This is a genomic window from Kitasatospora sp. MBT63, assembly GCF_000710465.2.
Classification (GTDB): Bacteria; Actinomycetota; Actinomycetes; order Streptomycetales; family Streptomycetaceae; genus Kitasatospora.
The window spans coordinates 9,727-24,859 of sequence record NZ_JAIZ01000337.1 but is presented as its reverse complement, the minus strand read 5'-3'; the positions used below and the strand labels follow the sequence as shown (position 1 = coordinate 24,859).

The 15,133-nt window shown below is 75.8% G+C and carries 13 protein-coding genes and 1 pseudogene; 6 read left to right on the top strand and 8 right to left on the bottom strand.

Translation table 11 applies throughout. The annotated features are described in order from the left end of the window. Positions 1–105 precede the first annotated feature (105 nt). Together AA75_RS20175 and AA75_RS20170 are read left to right on the top strand one after the other, a co-directional pair. Positions 106–738, top strand: coding sequence for a hypothetical protein (locus AA75_RS20175; RefSeq protein WP_051812851.1), 633 nt, complete (start codon positions 106–108; stop codon positions 736–738). 101 nt (positions 739–839) lie between these two features. After that, the gene (locus tag AA75_RS20170) at positions 840–1,499 is read left to right on the top strand and encodes a trans-aconitate 2-methyltransferase (RefSeq protein WP_033821538.1); all 660 of its coding nucleotides are present in this window, start codon (positions 840–842) and stop codon (positions 1,497–1,499) included. Here the strand turns inward: AA75_RS20170 and AA75_RS20165 are convergent. The 6 genes from AA75_RS20165 to AA75_RS20140 form a co-directional block, all read right to left on the bottom strand. Further along, positions 1,490–2,059, bottom strand: a complete 570-nt coding sequence (locus tag AA75_RS20165; RefSeq protein ID WP_033821524.1) for an alpha/beta hydrolase — start codon at positions 2,057–2,059, stop codon at positions 1,490–1,492. The two genes, AA75_RS20170 and AA75_RS20165, sit on opposite strands and share 10 nt — an antisense overlap. A 102-nt stretch (positions 2,060–2,161) precedes the next feature. Further along, positions 2,162–2,446 carry a hypothetical protein gene (locus AA75_RS20160; RefSeq protein WP_051812849.1) on the bottom strand — a complete coding sequence of 95 codons (285 nt, stop codon included), beginning with the start codon at positions 2,444–2,446 and terminating at the stop codon, positions 2,162–2,164. A gap of 183 nt (positions 2,447–2,629) precedes the next feature. After that, the gene (locus tag AA75_RS20155) at positions 2,630–3,088 is read right to left on the bottom strand and encodes a (2Fe-2S)-binding protein (protein WP_033821522.1); all 459 of its coding nucleotides are present in this window, start codon (positions 3,086–3,088) and stop codon (positions 2,630–2,632) included. A gap of 13 nt (positions 3,089–3,101) precedes the next feature. Then, a complete protein-coding gene (locus tag AA75_RS20150) occupies positions 3,102–5,210 on the bottom strand; it encodes a molybdopterin cofactor-binding domain-containing protein (RefSeq protein WP_233289104.1) in 2,109 nt (702 codons plus the stop codon). Positions 5,211–5,368: 158 nt separating this feature from the next. Further along, a complete protein-coding gene (locus tag AA75_RS20145; RefSeq protein WP_051812860.1) occupies positions 5,369–5,752 on the bottom strand; it encodes a hypothetical protein in 384 nt (127 codons plus the stop codon). Between the two features lie 86 nt (positions 5,753–5,838). Further along, positions 5,839–6,789, bottom strand: coding sequence for a polysaccharide deacetylase family protein (locus AA75_RS20140; RefSeq protein WP_033821521.1), 951 nt, complete (start codon positions 6,787–6,789; stop codon positions 5,839–5,841). A 237-nt stretch (positions 6,790–7,026) separates the two neighbouring features. Between AA75_RS20140 and AA75_RS20135 the strand changes: the two genes are divergently transcribed. The 3 genes from AA75_RS20135 to AA75_RS20125 all read left to right on the top strand — a co-directional run bounded on the left by AA75_RS20135 (position 7,027) and on the right by AA75_RS20125 (position 11,895). Beyond that, complete coding sequence (locus AA75_RS20135; RefSeq protein ID WP_051812848.1) at positions 7,027–9,495, top strand: SpoIIE family protein phosphatase; 2,469 nt, start codon at positions 7,027–7,029, stop codon at positions 9,493–9,495. 84 nt (positions 9,496–9,579) lie between these two features. Beyond that, positions 9,580–11,214 (top strand): sensor histidine kinase, encoded by a 1,635-nt coding sequence (locus tag AA75_RS20130; RefSeq protein ID WP_051812846.1) that lies wholly within the window; start codon positions 9,580–9,582, stop codon positions 11,212–11,214. Between the two features lie 33 nt (positions 11,215–11,247). Continuing rightward, positions 11,248–11,895 carry a response regulator transcription factor gene (locus tag AA75_RS20125; protein ID WP_033821519.1) on the top strand — a complete coding sequence of 216 codons (648 nt, stop codon included), beginning with the start codon at positions 11,248–11,250 and terminating at the stop codon, positions 11,893–11,895. A gap of 64 nt (positions 11,896–11,959) precedes the next feature. On the opposite strand, the gene AA75_RS20120 is transcribed toward AA75_RS20125, so the two are convergent. Then, on the bottom strand, positions 11,960–12,721 hold the full coding sequence (locus AA75_RS20120; protein WP_033821518.1) for a hypothetical protein: 762 nt from the start codon (positions 12,719–12,721) through the stop codon (positions 11,960–11,962). Between the two features lie 194 nt (positions 12,722–12,915). Between AA75_RS20120 and AA75_RS20115 the strand changes: the two genes are divergently transcribed. Then, positions 12,916–14,754, top strand: a complete 1,839-nt coding sequence (locus AA75_RS20115; RefSeq protein WP_051812844.1) for an FAD-dependent oxidoreductase — start codon at positions 12,916–12,918, stop codon at positions 14,752–14,754. 7 nt (positions 14,755–14,761) lie between these two features. Here the strand turns inward: AA75_RS20115 and AA75_RS44815 are convergent. Further along, positions 14,762–15,133: pseudogene (locus AA75_RS44815) on the bottom strand (ATP-binding protein); the annotation flags it as partial.

The window sequence follows — 15,133 nt, the reverse complement described above, 5'->3', positions numbered from 1 at the left end:
CCGGACGCGGCCTGGAGAGGGACCCTAGCCGACCGGCCGCCCGGCGGGGCAGGTCCGCGGGAAAAGCAGGTGCACCGGGCCCGGGGTGTGCGTCACCCTGGCGCGATGTTCGGATCCTTCATGACGACGGCCGCCGACGGTGCGGTGGCCGGTCTGGGCGTGGCGGTACCGGTCGGTGCGATCGGCGTGCTGCTGCTCCAGGAGGGCGGCCGCGGCTGGCGGCCGGCGGCGGGCGGCGCGCTCGCGGTGGCGCTGGTGGACGCGCTCTACGCGGCGGTCGCGGTGCTGCTCGGACCGCAGGTGGCCCGGCTGCTCGCGGGTGCCGGAGGCTGGGTGCGGCTGGTGTCGGCCGCCCTGCTCGCGGTGATCGCGGTCCGCGGGCTGCTGTCGCTGCGCGGCGCGGGCGCGGCCACCGCCGACGGGGCCGGGCCGGCCACGGGGGACGGTTCGGCGGCGCGCAGCTTCCTGCGGTTCGGGCTGCTCACCGTGGTCAACCCGGCCACCGCGCTGTACTTCACCGCGCTCACGGCCGCCCGGGGGAGCAGCCTGAGGGGCGGCGCGACGGGCGCGGTCTTCGTCGCGGGGGTGTTCGCCGCCTCGGTGCTGTGGCAGCAGCTGGTCGCGGCGGCGGGGGCGTTCGGCGTGGCCCGCCTGGGCGGGCGGGCCCGGCAGGCCACCTACGCGCTGGGCTACGGCCTGGTGGCCTTCCTCGCGGTCCGCCTCGCCTGGTCCGGCTGACCGGCCTGCCGGTCGTGCGGCGGTGCGGTCGTGCGGCCGCTCGCCGAAGGCCTCCGACCCGGTGGGCACGGGCGGTCCGGGCAAGTCCTATCGTGATCGCCATGGCCATCCTGCACCCCGACGCGGACCTCGAACGCTCCCCGGTGGTCGCCAACCGGACCATGAACCGGGAGCGGACCCTCACCGGCGTCAACAGCTACGCCCGCGAACTTGGCTTCGACCCGGCCGCCTGGCTGCTCGCCAGGTCCGGCCCGGTGAGCTGGCTGGACCTGTGCAGCGGTGAGGCGCGGGCGCTGTTCGCGGCGGCCGGCCGGCTGCCCGAGGACGCCGTGCTGACCGGGGTGGACCTGGTCGGCCCGCTCGGGCAGGTCCCGGTCTCGCCCGCCGTCGACCTGGTCACCGCGAGCCTCGCCGACTGGACGCCGGCCCGCCGCTACGACCTGATCACCTGTGTGCACGGCCTGCACTACCTCGGCGACAAGCTCGGGCTGCTCGCCCGGGCGGCCGGCTGGCTGAACCCCGACGGCCTGTTCGCCGCCCAGTTCGACCCGGCCTCGGTGCGCCGGGCCGACGGCGGCAGCGCCGCCCGTCCGGTCCTGGCTGCGCTGCGGGCCGCCGGCTTCGCGTACCGCCCGCGCCGTCACCTGCTGACGCTGGACGGCCACCGGGAGCTCCGCTTCGCGTTCGAGTACCTGGGGGCGGACCCGGCGGCCGGGCCCAACTTCACCGGCCAGCCGGGCGTCGCCTCCTACTACGCCTGAACCGCCCGGCCCGGCTCCCCGAGGTCGGCCAGCAGGGCGCGCCCCGCGGGCCAGGACCCGAGCCCGGAGTCGGCGTTGATGTGCCCGTACGGGCCGAGGTCGACGAAGTGTGCGCCCCAGGCGGCGGCGAATGCGCGGGCCCGGTCCGGTGTGCACCAGGGGTCGTCGCTGCCGGAGACGACCGTGCTCGGGAAGGGCAGCGGACGCTGCGGGACGGGGCGGAAGTTGACCAGCTCCGGTACCTCGGCGGTGTCGATGTCGGCGGGTGCGACCAGCAGGGCGCCCATCACCGAGGCCGCCGATGCGGGCGCGCCGCCCGCCCAGTGCGCCACCGTGACGCAGCCGAGGCTGTGGGCGACCAGCACCACCGGGCGTCCGGCGGCGGTGACCGCCGCGTCCAGGGCGGCCACCCAGTCGCCGACCAGCGGGTGGTCCCAGTCGGCCTGCTCGACCCGGTGGAAGCGGTCCGGCCGCTCCCGTTCCCACCGGGTCTGCCAGTGCCCGGGTCCGGAGCCCTGGTAGCCGGGAAGGACGAGGTACAGCGGAGCGGTCGCGGCCATGGCGCCAGCCCTCCTGCGGTCGGGGACGTCGCGGTGGATCCTATCCACGGCGCTCGGGCCGGCGCGCTCGGACCGGCGTGCTCAGGCCACAGGCCACAGGGCTCAGGCCGGGGTGCCGGCCGTCTGCCGGGCGAGCCATTCGGGGCCGGGGGCGATGGGCTGCACCACCTCGATCAGGACGCCCTCGGGGCCGAGGACGTTGAACCGGCGCTGCCCCCACGGCTCGTCACGCTGCGCGGCCTCCTCGACCAGGAAGGCCAGGCACAGGCCGCCGGTCGGCAGGCCGCGGAACGAGGCCGGCATCGCCTCGTGGCCGCGCTGCACCGGGTCGATGACGTAGCGCGGGTGCTCGGGGTGGTGCAGGCCGATGTACCAGCCGAGGTCCACCAGCGGGGTGAAGCCGAAGTGCTCGGTGTCGAAGGCGCTGCCGGCGGCCGGGTCGTCGCCGAGCAGTGCGGTGCCGATGGTGGCGAATCTGCTGGGGTCCCCGTTCCGTCCGCGGCGCCGTGCCGCGGACGGGGTCGTTTGTAGATCATCGCCGGTGCTCGCACAAGATCGCCTGACGGCCGGTCAGGCACCGTTGGCGGCGGCTTTCTTGATGGCTTCGCGGATCCGGACGTAGGTGCCGCAGCGGCAGACGTTCTCGATCCGGTCGATGTCCGCGTCGGTGGGGTGGGCGGTGCGGCGCAGCAGTGCGACGGCGGTCATGATCTGGCCGGGCTGGCAGAAGCCGCACTGCGCGACGTCGCAGTCCAGCCAGGCCTGTTGTACGGGGTGCAGGGTGTCGCCGTCCGCCAGGCCCTCGATGGTGGTGACCTCGCGGCCCGCGCAGTCGGCGACCGGGACCACGCACGGCTGGATCTCGGCGCCGTCCAGGTGGCTGGTGCAGGCGCGGCAGACGCCGACCCCGCAGCCGTACTTCGGCCCGGTGACGCCGAGCTTGTCGCGCAGCACCCAGAGCAGGGGCATGTCGGCGGGTGCCTCGACGGTGACGGGTGCGCCGTTCAGGACGAAGGTGTGGCTGGGCACGGGCGGGGACCCCTCAGAAGTTGATCGGGAAGCTGCGCGGCGAGGTCCCGGTGGCCCGGGCCCAGGCGTTGGCGACGGCGGCGGCCGCCGCGGGCACGCCGAGTTCGCCGGCGCCGCCCGGTTCGCCGTTCGGCGGCATCAGGTGGATCTGCAGGTCGGTGGGGCTGTGCCGCTGCCGGGCGTAGTGGAAGTCGGCGAAGCTGCCCTCGCGGACGGCGCCGGCGTCGATGTGCAGTCCGGCCTGCAGGGTCACCGAGATGCCGTCCATCACGGCGCCCATCAGCTGGGCCTCCAGGCCGCGCGGGTTGACGGGCAGTCCGACGTCGGCGACCATCACGGCCTTGGTGACCCGCGGGTTGGCCCGGTCGGTCGCGTCGAGCTCGACCAGGCAGGCGGCGGCGGAGCCGTGTTCGTCGTGGAAGGCGAGGCCCTGGGCGTGTCCGGGGGCCATCGCGCGGCCCCACTGCCCGGCCTCGGCGGCGCGGTCGAGGACGGACCGCCCGCGGGCGCTGCCCAGCCGGGCGCGCCGGAAGGCGACCGGGTCCTGGCCGAGGGTGCGGGCCAGCTCGTCGACCATGATCTCGTCGGCGACCCGGACCAGCCCGGAGTAGACCGAGCGCCAGCTGCCGGTGTGCATCTCGAGCGGCACCTCGGCCAGCAGTTGGGTGGACACCCCCAGGTCGTAGGGGAGCTTCTCGGTGAGCAGGAAGAACGCCTGGGACAGGCTGAGTCCGCCGAGTTGCACCCCGAAGCCGGCCGCGGTGAGCGCCTCGCCGAGGCCGTGCCGGAAGTCGGTCTGCACGGTGGCGACCCGGTGCTCGTAGGTGAGGACCTGGCCGAGGGCGTGGGTGGCGCGGATTCGGTGGTGGCTGGCGGGGCGCATCCGGCCGTGCCGGGTGTCGTCGTTGCGGGTCCACATCAGCTTGACGGGCCGTCCGGCGGCTCGGGAGACCTGGGCGGCCTCCAGTGCGCAGTCGAAGAACAGCCGGCGCCCGAACGAGCCGCCGGCCCGGACCACGTTGACCGTCACGGCGTCCTGCGGGAGGCCGAGTTCGGCGGCGATGGTCTGCTGGGCGACGATCGGCGCCTGCACGGCGCACCAGAGTTCGGCCCGGTCGGGGCGGACGTCGGCGACCGCCGTGAGCACCTCCATCGGCGCGTGGCCGACGAACGCGAAGTCGAACTCGGCGTCTACCGTCAGGGTGAGCAACGGCGGTACCAGGAAGGGTGGTTGGGCGGCCTTCAGTTTGGCCCGGATGTCCCGGTCGGACAGCGCGGCCACCGGTCCGGGCCGCCAGTCGACGGTCAGTGCGGCCTTGGCCTTCAGCGCCTGGTCGAAGGTCTCGGCGAGCACCGCGATGCCGCTCGGCACCTGTACCGCGGCCAGCACCCCGGGCATCGCCAGGGCCGCGGCGGCGTCGTAGGAGCGGACCGTGCCGTTGATGGTCGGCGGCCGGGCGATCACGGTCGGCACCGCGCCGGGCACCTGGAGGTCGCCGGCGTACCTGGCCTTTCCGGTGACCAGGTCGCGGGCGTCGATCCGTCCGGTCGGGCGGCCGACCAGGGTCCGCCGCTCGGCGGGCTTCGGTGTGGTGGGCACCTCCGGCACCACCACCCCGGCCGCCGCGACGGTCAGCGAGCCGTACGAGGCGCTGCGTCCGTCCGGTGCGAGGACGGCGCCGTCCTGGGTGCGCAGGGTGGCGGCGGGCACGCCCCAGCGCCGGGCGGCGGCGGTGACCAGCCGGGCGCGGGCGGCCGCGGCGGCGGCGCGGACCGGGTCGTACAGCGAGCGCACCGAGTTGGAGGCGCCGGTCAGCTGGTTGAACAGCAGCTCGGGGCGGGCCTTGGAGAGCGGGACGTCGACGTCGGCGAGCCGGGCGTCGAGCTCGTCGGCGACCAGCATCGCGATCGCGGTGGTCAGGCCCTGGCCGACCTCGGCGCGCGGGAGTTCGAGCACCACCCGGCCGGCTTCGGTGACCTCCAGCACCAGCAGGTGCGCGGTGGGCAGCCCGGCCAGGATCAGCGCCTCGCCGAGGTCCAGCACGTCCGGGACGCCGGGCAGTGCGGCGGCCTGGTCGGGGTCGGCGAGGCGGGCGCCCACGGCGAGCGCGGGGGCGGCCACCAGATAGGTCAGCAGGCGGCGGCGGCTGACGGTCCGTGGGGTGGTCGGGGCGCTGATCCGGGGATCCTTCCAGAGGCCGGCCGGGCCGGGGGACGACGGTGTCCCGCCGGGCGGCCCGAGGCGGGCGGCGGCCGGCGTGCGCCGAGCATAGGGAGGAGTTACCGGCCGGTCAACATCGCGTCGGGGGCGCTCCGCCGGGGGTCCGGCAGGACCTCCTCGACCGCGCTGGTGCCGCTGCCCCCGCGGGACTCCCAGCGCCAGGTCTCGTCCAGCCGCAGCCGGCCGTCGGGCAGCCGGCTCAGCAGGCTGACGCAGTGTCCGCCCGCGGTCTCGCCACCGCGGTTGAGCTGCACGTACCGGAACTTCAGGGTGTCCCCGGCGCGGGTGCCGACCAGCCGGCCGTGCACGATCTCGCCGCCGGCGTACGAGGCCCAGACCACGCCGTCCTGCTCGCGGTAGGCGAAGCGGGTCGAGCCGTCGACCTCGCCGTGCTCGGCGGGGCCGACCGGGGCGAACACCAGTCCGTCGACAGAGGGCAGCACGGGTGCCTCCTTCCGGGGGAAGAGGCACCAGTCGATCACGTCGGGCGGCCGCGGGGCGGTCGGTTCCGGATGCTGGACGCGACCGGCTACAGGTAGTCGTCCAGGCGGGCCAGCGCGAAGCCCTGCGCGGTGGCGGTGTCGATCACCCGGCGGAGCATCTGGGTCATGTCGCCGTTCCACAGCGAGGGGCCGCGGAAGTGGGTCAGGATGATGTCCCCGGCGTGCAGCCGCCGGTCGTCGTAGCGGTAGTCCATGTGGTCGGGGAATGCCTCCTCGTTCCACAGCGGGACGGCGGTGATCCCGCAGCCGGCCGCGGTCCGCAGGCTGACGTCGGTGTACTCGCCGTACGGCGGCCGGAACAGGGTGGGCCGGGTGCCGATCTCCTCCTCCAGCCGGTCCTGCTGCCCGCAGATCTCCTGCTGCTGCCGGTCGGCCGCCAGGGTGCGCAGGTCGGGGTGGTCGATGGTGTGGTTGTTGATGGTGACCCCCTGGGCGTGCAGCCGGCGGAAGTAGCCGTAGTCCGCGCGGGCCAGGTAGTCGGAGAGGAAGACGCTGACCGGGACCCGCAGGTCGGCCAGCATCCGCAGCAGTTCGGGGTCCTTCTCGGCGCCGTCGTCGATGGTCAGGAAGACCACGGGCCGGTCGGTGGGGACCCGGTAGACCACCGGCGGTGCGCCGTCCTGCACCTTGACGTGCGGCCCGGCGGTCAGCTCCGGCTTGGCGGGCGGGGGCGGCGGGGCGGCCAGTGGCAGCGCGGCCAGTCCCCAGCGCTGCGCGGTGGCCAGCGCCTCGCCGCGGGCCGACGCCTGGCGGGCCTCGGCGGCCTGGGCGCTGTCCTCCTCCTGGAGCGCCCGGCCGGGGAGGACGACCACGGGCCGGGCGGCCGGCGGCAGCGGGTCGCCGGAGTGCCGGCGCTCGGGCGCGGCGGCGGTGGTGCGGTCGTCGCCGTCGGGCAGCGCGGCGCAGGCGGTGGAGGCGAGCAGCAGGGCGGCGCAGCCGACCAGGGTGCGGCGACGAGCGGATGATCGGACCGTCATACCGGCGGATGATCCCCGGGTGAATCCCCGGTGAACCGGGCGCCGCTCCGGTGTGGCCCGGATGGCCGAGGCTCGAGGCCGCGGGACGGGACGGACGGCACGGAGCGGGGCGCGATGGCGGGTCCCGGTGGCGGTCGCGGAGGGTGGAGGGCGGCCCGTCCGCCGCGCCGTCCACCCCGGCCTGTCCAGCTTGCCCCGGTTTGACACCCCCCGTCCGTGCGGCGTACAGAGAAGAACATGCGACAGGGTGTGCCGGCGGACCAGCACGGCCCGCCGCCTTCCACCGACCGGACCGGAGCGAGCCGGGTGTCCGGCGCCCGGCCACCCTGGCGGGACGCCGTCGACCGGCTGCTCGCCGACTCCCTGCTGCGCGCCGTCCGGAGCACCTCCGCCTACGGCGGACTGGTCTACCTCCGCTCACCCGACCGCCGCTCGCTGATGATCAACACCGTGGTCGGCGTCCCGCTGCACCTGCTGGACGTGCTGCGCCGGATCCCGGTCGCCGCCCCGCTGCCCCCCGCCGAGGCCTACCGCACCGGCCGAACCATCCTGCTCGGCGACGCCGACGAGACCATGCGCAGGTTCCCCCGGCTGGCCGTCGGCCTGCCCTACTCCTACGCCAGCGCCTGGGTGCCGCTCGCCGCGGACGGCCAGAGCTTCGGCGCGCTCGCCCTGCTGTGGCCCGGCTCGGCCGGCGGACCCCCGCCCGGCACCAGACGCCCGCTGCGCACCGCCGCCAACCGCCTCGCCGCGGGCCTCGCCGCCCACGGCGACGAACTGGCGGCCGGCCGCGAACCGAAGGTCCTGCGCCCGCCGGCGCCCACCGACAGCGCGACCCTGATCGGCAGCCTGGACTGGGAACCGGCCACCGGCCGGCTGCGCGCCGACAGCGAACTGACCCGGATCCTCGGACTCGGCCCGGCCGAGTTCGACGGCCGCTGGGCCACCCTGGTCGCCCGGCTCGCCCCGGAGGACGTCCGGCCGCTGCGCACCGCCGCCCGGGCCGCCGTCCGCGGCGCGGGACCGTTCAGCCGCCAGGTCCAGGTCCGCGACCACAGCGGCGGCTACCGGACCCTGGAGCTGCGCGGCCGGGTCCCCGAAGGCTCCGCCCACCTGGTGGTCACCGTGCTCGACAGCACGGCCGGCTCGGCCGCCGCCGCGGCCGTCGAACGGCTGCGCGACGGGGTCTTCGCCCTCCACCCCGACGGCCGGGTCGCCTACGTCAACCGCAGCGCCGAGATGCACCTCGGCTCCCCCCGGGTCCAGCTGATCGGCCGCCTCCCCTGGGAGGCGCTGCCGTGGCTGACCGACCCGGTCTACGAGGACCGCTACCGCGCCGCCATGGTCTCCCAGCAGCCCACCGCCTTCCTCGCCCGCCGCCCGCCCGACCACTGGCTGGCGTTCTCGCTCTACCCCGACGCGTACGGCGTCACCGGCCGGGTCGTCCCGGCCGCCCCCAGCGGCCAGCACCTCGACGAACTGCCCGAGGCCCCGCCCGCCACCCCGCCCCGGCCCGGCGCCTTCTACCACCTGCTCCAGCTGGCCAGCGCACTCACCGAGGCCGTCACCGTGCGCGAGGTCTCGGCCTCCGTGATCGACCAGATCCTGCCCGGCTTCGGCGGCCAGGAACTCGCCCTCTACCTGGCCCGCAGCGGCCGGATGCACCTGGTCGCCCAGAGCGGCTACCCGACCGGGTTCCTGGACTCCTTCGAAGGCATACCGATCCGCTCCCGGCTGCCCGGCACCGAGGTGTTCAGCAGCGGCGCCCCGATCTTCTTCTCCTCGCCGGACGAACTGGTCGCCGCCTACCCCGGCATCCCCAGGGACGAGATGAAGGCCTGGGCCTTCCTCCCGCTGATCGCCTCCGGCCACCCCGTCGGCAGCTGTATCATCGGCTTCGACCACCAGCGGGTGTTCACCGCCGAGGAGCGGTCCGTGCTCACCGCGCTCGGCGGCCTGATCGCCCAGGCCCTGGAGCGGGCCCGCCTCTACGACGCCGAGTTCGCCCTCGCCCGCGGCCTCCAGCAGGCCCTGCTGCCGCACCGGCTGCCCACCGTGCCCGGCCTGACCACCGCCGCCCGCTACCTGCCCGGCACCCAGGGCATGGAGATCGGCGGCGACTGGTACGACGCCGTGACCACCCCGGAGGGCCTGTGCCTGGTGATCGGCGACGTCGAGGGCCACAACGTCGGCGCCGCCGCCACCATGGGACAGCTGCGCAGCGCCGTCCGCGCCTTCGTCAGCAGCGGCAGTGCCCCCGACGAGGTACTCACCCGCACCAACCAGCTGCTCCTCGACCTCGACGCGGGCCTGCTCGCGAGCTGCTGCCTGCTGCGGCTCGACCCCGCCGACGGACGCACCCAGGGCGTCCGCGCCGGGCACCTGCCCCCGCTGCTGCGCCACCCCGACGGACCGGCCGAGGTCCTGGAACTCGAGGGCGGCCCGCTGCTCGGCATCGACCGCTCGGTGCACTTCCCGGTCACCGAGTTCGTGCTGCCGCCCGGCGCCGTCCTCGCGCTCTACACCGACGGCCTGGTCGAGGAGCCCGGAGCCCCGATCGAGCAGGGCATCGACCGGCTGCGCACCGCGCTCGCCCACACCCGCGGCCTCACCCTGGAAGCCCTCGCCGACCGGCTGGTCGGCGACGCCCGCCACGCCTCCCACCGCGCCGACGACGTCGCCCTGCTGCTCGCCCGCCGGGACTGACCGGCAGCAGCGACTTTCGTCGCGGGCCGACCGCGACCAACCGCGGCAGCGCCCGCCGGACCGGCCCCGCTACCCTCGGTCCCCGTGACCCCGAGATCGATCACCCGTCCGGCCCTGGCACGCCTGCGCGCGCTCCCCGGCCCGCCGACGCCGCGCGCCCTGCTGGCGCGCGCCCTGCCCGGCCCGTGGACCCGCCGGCTGTTGGTCCGCGAAGGGGTCGCCGCGGCCGCGCTCGCCCTGCTCGCCGGCGGGCTGGAGAACCTGGACGGCACCCGGCCGCTGCACATGGCCGCCGTCGGGCTCGGCACCGCCGTGCTCTACCTGCTGCGCCGGGGCCTGCCCGGGACGGTGCTGGTCCTGGCGTCGGCCGCGGTCACCGGACCGGCCGGCTTCGTGCCCGCCCTGGTGTTCGCCGGCTGGTCGGCCGGACGGCGGATCCTGCGCCCCGCGCCGCTGACCGCGTTCTTCACCGCGGCACTGCTGATCCTCGGCGGCCTGTCGTACCGGCTGGACCCCGCCGGGCTGCCGGTGCTGGCCGAGCTGGCCCTCGTGGTGGTCAGCTTCATGATGCTGGCCGTCCTGCCCGCCGTGATCAGCCGCTACCTGGCGCAGCGCCGCACCCTGCTCGGCGCGCTCCAGGAACGCAACCAGCAACTGCTGCGCGAGCGCCACATGGTGGCCCACCAGGCCCGGCTGCGCGAACGCCACCGGATCGCCCAGGACATGCACGACAGCCTCGGCCACCAACTCGCCCTGATAGCCGTGCACACCGGCGCCCTGGAGGTGGACCGCACCCTCACCGGAGGCCAGCGCGAGGCCGTCGGGGTGCTCCGGCAGGCCGCCACCGGCGCCATGCGGGAACTGCGCGAGGTGGTCGGCCTGCTGCGCGACGACTCACTGCCCGAGGCCGGCGGCATCGACACGGTCGAGCGGCTCACCGACGCCTCCCGCGCGGCCGGCGCCACCGTCACACTGCGCCGCGACGGCGAGCCGCGCCCGCTGGCCGCCGCCACCGGCCACGGCGCCTACCGGATCGTCCAGGAGGGCCTGACCAACGCTCACAAGCACGCGCCGGGCGCGCCGATCACGGTGACCCTGCGGTACGAGCCCGACACCCTGGTCGTCGAGGTGGCCAACGGGCCGGCCGCCGCCCCCTCGGGCGCCGTCAGCGGCGGCCAGGGCCTGACCGGCCTGCGCGAACGGGCCCGCCTGCTCGGCGGGATCGTCCACGCGGGCGCCGCCCCCGACGGCGGCTACCGGCTGGCCGGGCTGCTGCCGTACGACAGCGGCGGCCGGGCGCCCGCCGACCAGGGCGACCCCTGGCTGCCGCCGGCCGAGCCGCTGCCGTCCACGGGCCGCGGACCGGTGGTGGGCTGCGCGGTCACCGCGGCCGTGGTGCTGCTGGTCTCGGTGGCCGTGGTCGGCTGGGCCGGCGTCAAGTTCGCGGACTCGGTGCAGGACTCCACCGTCCCGGTCGCGCTGTACGACTCGATCCAGCCGCAGACCCCCGAGGACGAGGTGCTCGGGATGCTGCCGCCCGGCGCCGAGTGGCTCACCAACGGCTACCGGGACAGCGGCCCGCCGGTGCCGCCGGACGCCGACTGCCGGTGGTTCGGCACCGACGACGGCAACACCGACCTCGACACCCAGGACGTGGTCCGGTTCTGCTTCCGGGACGGCCTGCTGATCGACAAACAGCACTACCGTGCGAAGGTGTAGGGGTCCGCACCCCGGGTAGCACAGGAGACCGCCGTGATCAGGGTCCTCGTGGCCGACGACGAGCCGCTCATCCGGGCCGGCATCCGGCTCATCCTCGGCTCGGCCGAGGACATCGAGGTGGTGGCGGAGGCCGCCGACGGCCGCCAGGCTCTCGAACTCGCCCGGACCCACGCGGTCGACGTGGTGCTGCTGGACATCCAGATGCCGGTGCTCGACGGTCTGAGCGCGCTCGCCGAACTGCCCAGGGCCGCGCCCGGCGCCCGGGCGCTGATCCTCACCACCTTCGGCGAACGCGACAACGTGCTGCGCGCGATCAGCGGCGGCGGCGCCGGGTTCCTGCTCAAGGACACCGCCCCCGCCGAACTGATCCAGGCCGTCCGGGCCGCCGCCACCGGCCACGCCTTCCTGTCGCCCGCCGCCACCCGGCACATCGTCGACAGCCTGGCGGCCGGCTCGGCCGGCGCCCGCGGCGAGGCGGCCCGCAGCCGCCTCGCGGTCCGCACCGAGCGCGAGCGCCAGGTGGTCGACCTGCTCGGCGAGGGCCTGTCCAACGCGGACGCCGGCGCCCGGCTGCACATGAGCGAGGCCACCGTGAAGACCTACGTCAGCCGGATCCTGGCCAAACTCGGCTGCGACAACCGGGTGCAGGCCGCCCTGCTGGCCCGGGACGCGGGCCTGTGACGGCGGCCCGGACCACGGTGGCCGGGCCTCCCCCCGGGCGTCACCCCGCGTGTCACCCCGGGCGTCAGGCCGGGGCCGCGGCGCGGTTCAGCCGGTCCTGGGTGCGGTCCAGGTCGGCGGTCAGCTCGGAGCGCAGCGCGGGCAGCAGTGCGAGGGCGGCGCGGGCAGCGTCCGGGGTCGGCGCGCCGTCGTCGCGGGCGGCGGTCACCGCGGCCCGCAGCGGCATGGTGGCCAGCGCGGTCTCCCAGGCCGTGCGGTGCACGCCGGTGGCGTAGCGGGCCGTCAGGTACTCCAGCGGGCCGAGCGCCAGTCCGTCGCGGTCCTGCGGGCCGGCCAGCCGGTCGTCCGGGAGCAGCCAGGCGACGCCGTCCCGGGCGACCAGCTCGAACGCCTTGTTCTCGTCCGGGTGGCTCCAGCGTCCGTGCTCGGCGGTGGCGGCCTGCAGCAGCCGCTCCAGCATCGCGGCCTCCCGCGGGCTGTCCGCCCGGTCCGGGAACGGCCGGTCGGCCAGCACCTGCTCCAGGTGGTAGCGCTGGCCCCAGCTGCCGACCCAGCGGTGCATCGCGCCGGCCCTGGTCTCCCGGATCGCGGCCAGGGCCAGTGCCCGGGTGGTGAGGTCACGGCGGACCAGCAGCTGCTCGGCCTCCGGCCCGTGCCGGCCGAGGGCGGCCCGGACCGCGGCCAGCGGCGGCCCGTCGTACCAGCGCAGCGTCCACCGGCGGCTGCCCGGGTCGTACTGCGGCTCGATCGGGATGCGGTACTGCGCGGTCAGACGGTCGGCGAGCCGACGCGCGCGCGGCCCGCGCAGGGGGTGGGGGGTGGGCATGGGCGACACAGTAGCGAGCCGCGGCGGGCCCGCCGGGCGGCGCGCGGCCGGCTCACCCTGTCCGCCGCGCCCGGTCGGGTGACAGGCGCCGGGATCACCCACCGGGAGGGTGAAAACCACCGGCCGGGCGTGCCCGGAACGGACTGCTCCAGTTGGCCCAGGTGTTGCCGGACCACATGACTGACGGAGTATCCATGGAACAGTCCACCACCCAGCCGCCCGACGGAACCGAGCCCGGCCGCACCGGACCCCGGCTCGGCCGCCGCGTGGTCATCGGCTCCGCCGCCGCAGCGGCGGCAGTGGCCGGCGCCGCCGGCTTCGCGGGCCGCACCGCCCTCGAAGCGCCGCGCACGGCCGCCGCCACCGGCGGCGCGGACCCGGCGACCGCCCGCGACCTCGCCCGCAAGATGCTGATGGTCGGCGACGACGAGAAGACCGACCTGACCCTCGAGTACCTGAAGATCCTGATCGACGGCAGGCTGCCGGCCCGCGCACCGCAGAAGAAGGTCCTGGTCGTGGGCGCCGGCATCGCCGGCCTGACCGCGGCGACCCTGCTCAGGCAGGCCGGGCACCAGGTGGTGGTGATCGAAGCCAACGGCAGCCGGGTCGGCGGCCGGGGGAAGACCTTCCGCGGCATGTTCACCGACCCGAAGCTGCACGCCGAGGCCGGCGCGATGCGCCTGCCGGACTTCCACCCGCTGGTGCTCGCCCTCGCCGACAAGCTCGGGCTCCGGCGCCGGCTGTTCTACAACGCCGACATCACCCCCGGCGAGCAGCCGGCCGGCCGCACGCCCGCGGTGGTGCACCGCTCGTTCACCGGCGAGACCTGGACCAACGGCCCCGCCGACGACGGCTTCAAGGCGCCGGCCGCCACCTTCCGGACCAGGATCGCGGTCAACGGCGAGCACTCCACCCGGGCCGACTACGCCCGCAGCCCCGGCGCGGTGAACCGCTCGTTCAGCACCGAGCTGGACACCACCGCCTCCGCCGCCGTCGACCGCGCCTTCGCGAAGGTCAGCGTGCCCGCCGACGCCTCCGTCCAGGAGAAGCTGGCCGCCTGGACCGAGATCTTCCGCCGCTACGACGGCTACTCCACCCACCGCTACCTGGTCGAGGAGGCCGGCTGGGACCAGAACCGGATCCAGGCCGCCGGCACCCTGGAGAACCTCACCTCCCGGCTGCACTACTCGATCGTCCCGACCCTGATCGACCACGCCGTGATCAGGCCCGACAACCGCTACTGGGAGCTGGAGGGCGGCACCGACGTCCTCACCGAGGCGCTTGCCGCCCCGCTCCGCAACGACCTGCGGATGGGCCGCCGGATGACCCGGCTGGTGCAGAGCGACACCGGGGTGCGGATCGAGACCTGCGCCGAGACCGGCGACGAGGAGTCCTGCGACGGCGCGCCGACCGCCCCGACCGAGGTGTTCGAGGGCGACTACGCCATCGTCACCATCCCGTTCAGCGCCCTGCGGTTCTGCACCGTCGAGCCGCTGATGTCGTACCCGAAGCGGCGGGCGGTCGGCGAACTGCACTACGACTCGGCCACCAAGGTGCTGCTGGAGTTCAGGACCCGGTTCTGGGAGGAGGGGCCGACCGGCTTCACCGGCGGAGGCTGCGTCTCCGACAGCGCCAGCCGCTTCACCTACTTCCCCTCGCACGCCCCCGAGGGCTCGGCGGGCGGGGTGGTGCTGGCCTCCTACACCTGGTCCGACGATGCGATGCGCTGGGACTCGCTGACCCCCGGCGAGCGCTACGCCTTCGCCCTCGACGACCTCGAGCGGCTGTTCGGGCCCAAGGTGCGCAGCGAGTTCACCGGCGTCGGCGTCACCCAGTCCTGGGCCCGGGCCCGCTACGCGCTCGGCGAGGCGGTCATGTTCACCCCCGGCCAGCTCCACGAGCTGCACCCCGCGGCCCGCACCCCCGAGGGCCGGGTGCACTTCGCGGGCGAGCACACCAGCCTGAAGCCCGCCTGGATCGAGGGGGCGCTGGAGTCGGCCGTGCGCACCTTCCTCGAGGTGCACGGCCGCTGAGCGGGGCTCAGCCCGCGAAGTCGATGTCCTGGAGGTCCAGCGCCCCGGCCCGGTCCAGTACCACCGCTGAGGCGCAGCCGGCCGGCGGCCCGCCCGCCCCGGCCAGCCGCTCCCGCAGCCGGCCGGTGGCGTGGCGGTGCCGGGCGAAGGCGTACGCCGACACCCCGCGGCCGCGCTCGCGCTGACCGGCGGCCGCCTCGGCGGGGCTGGCGTCCAGCAGCACCAGGTGCAGCCGGCGGCCCTGCCGGGCGGCGCTGCGGGCCAGCCAGCCGCGGACCCACGGCAGCGTCCCGCAGTCGTGCACCAGCAGCGGGCCGCCGGCGCGCAGCGCCCGGCGCAGCCGCAGGTAGTGGCTGACCCGCACCAGCGGCCGGTACAG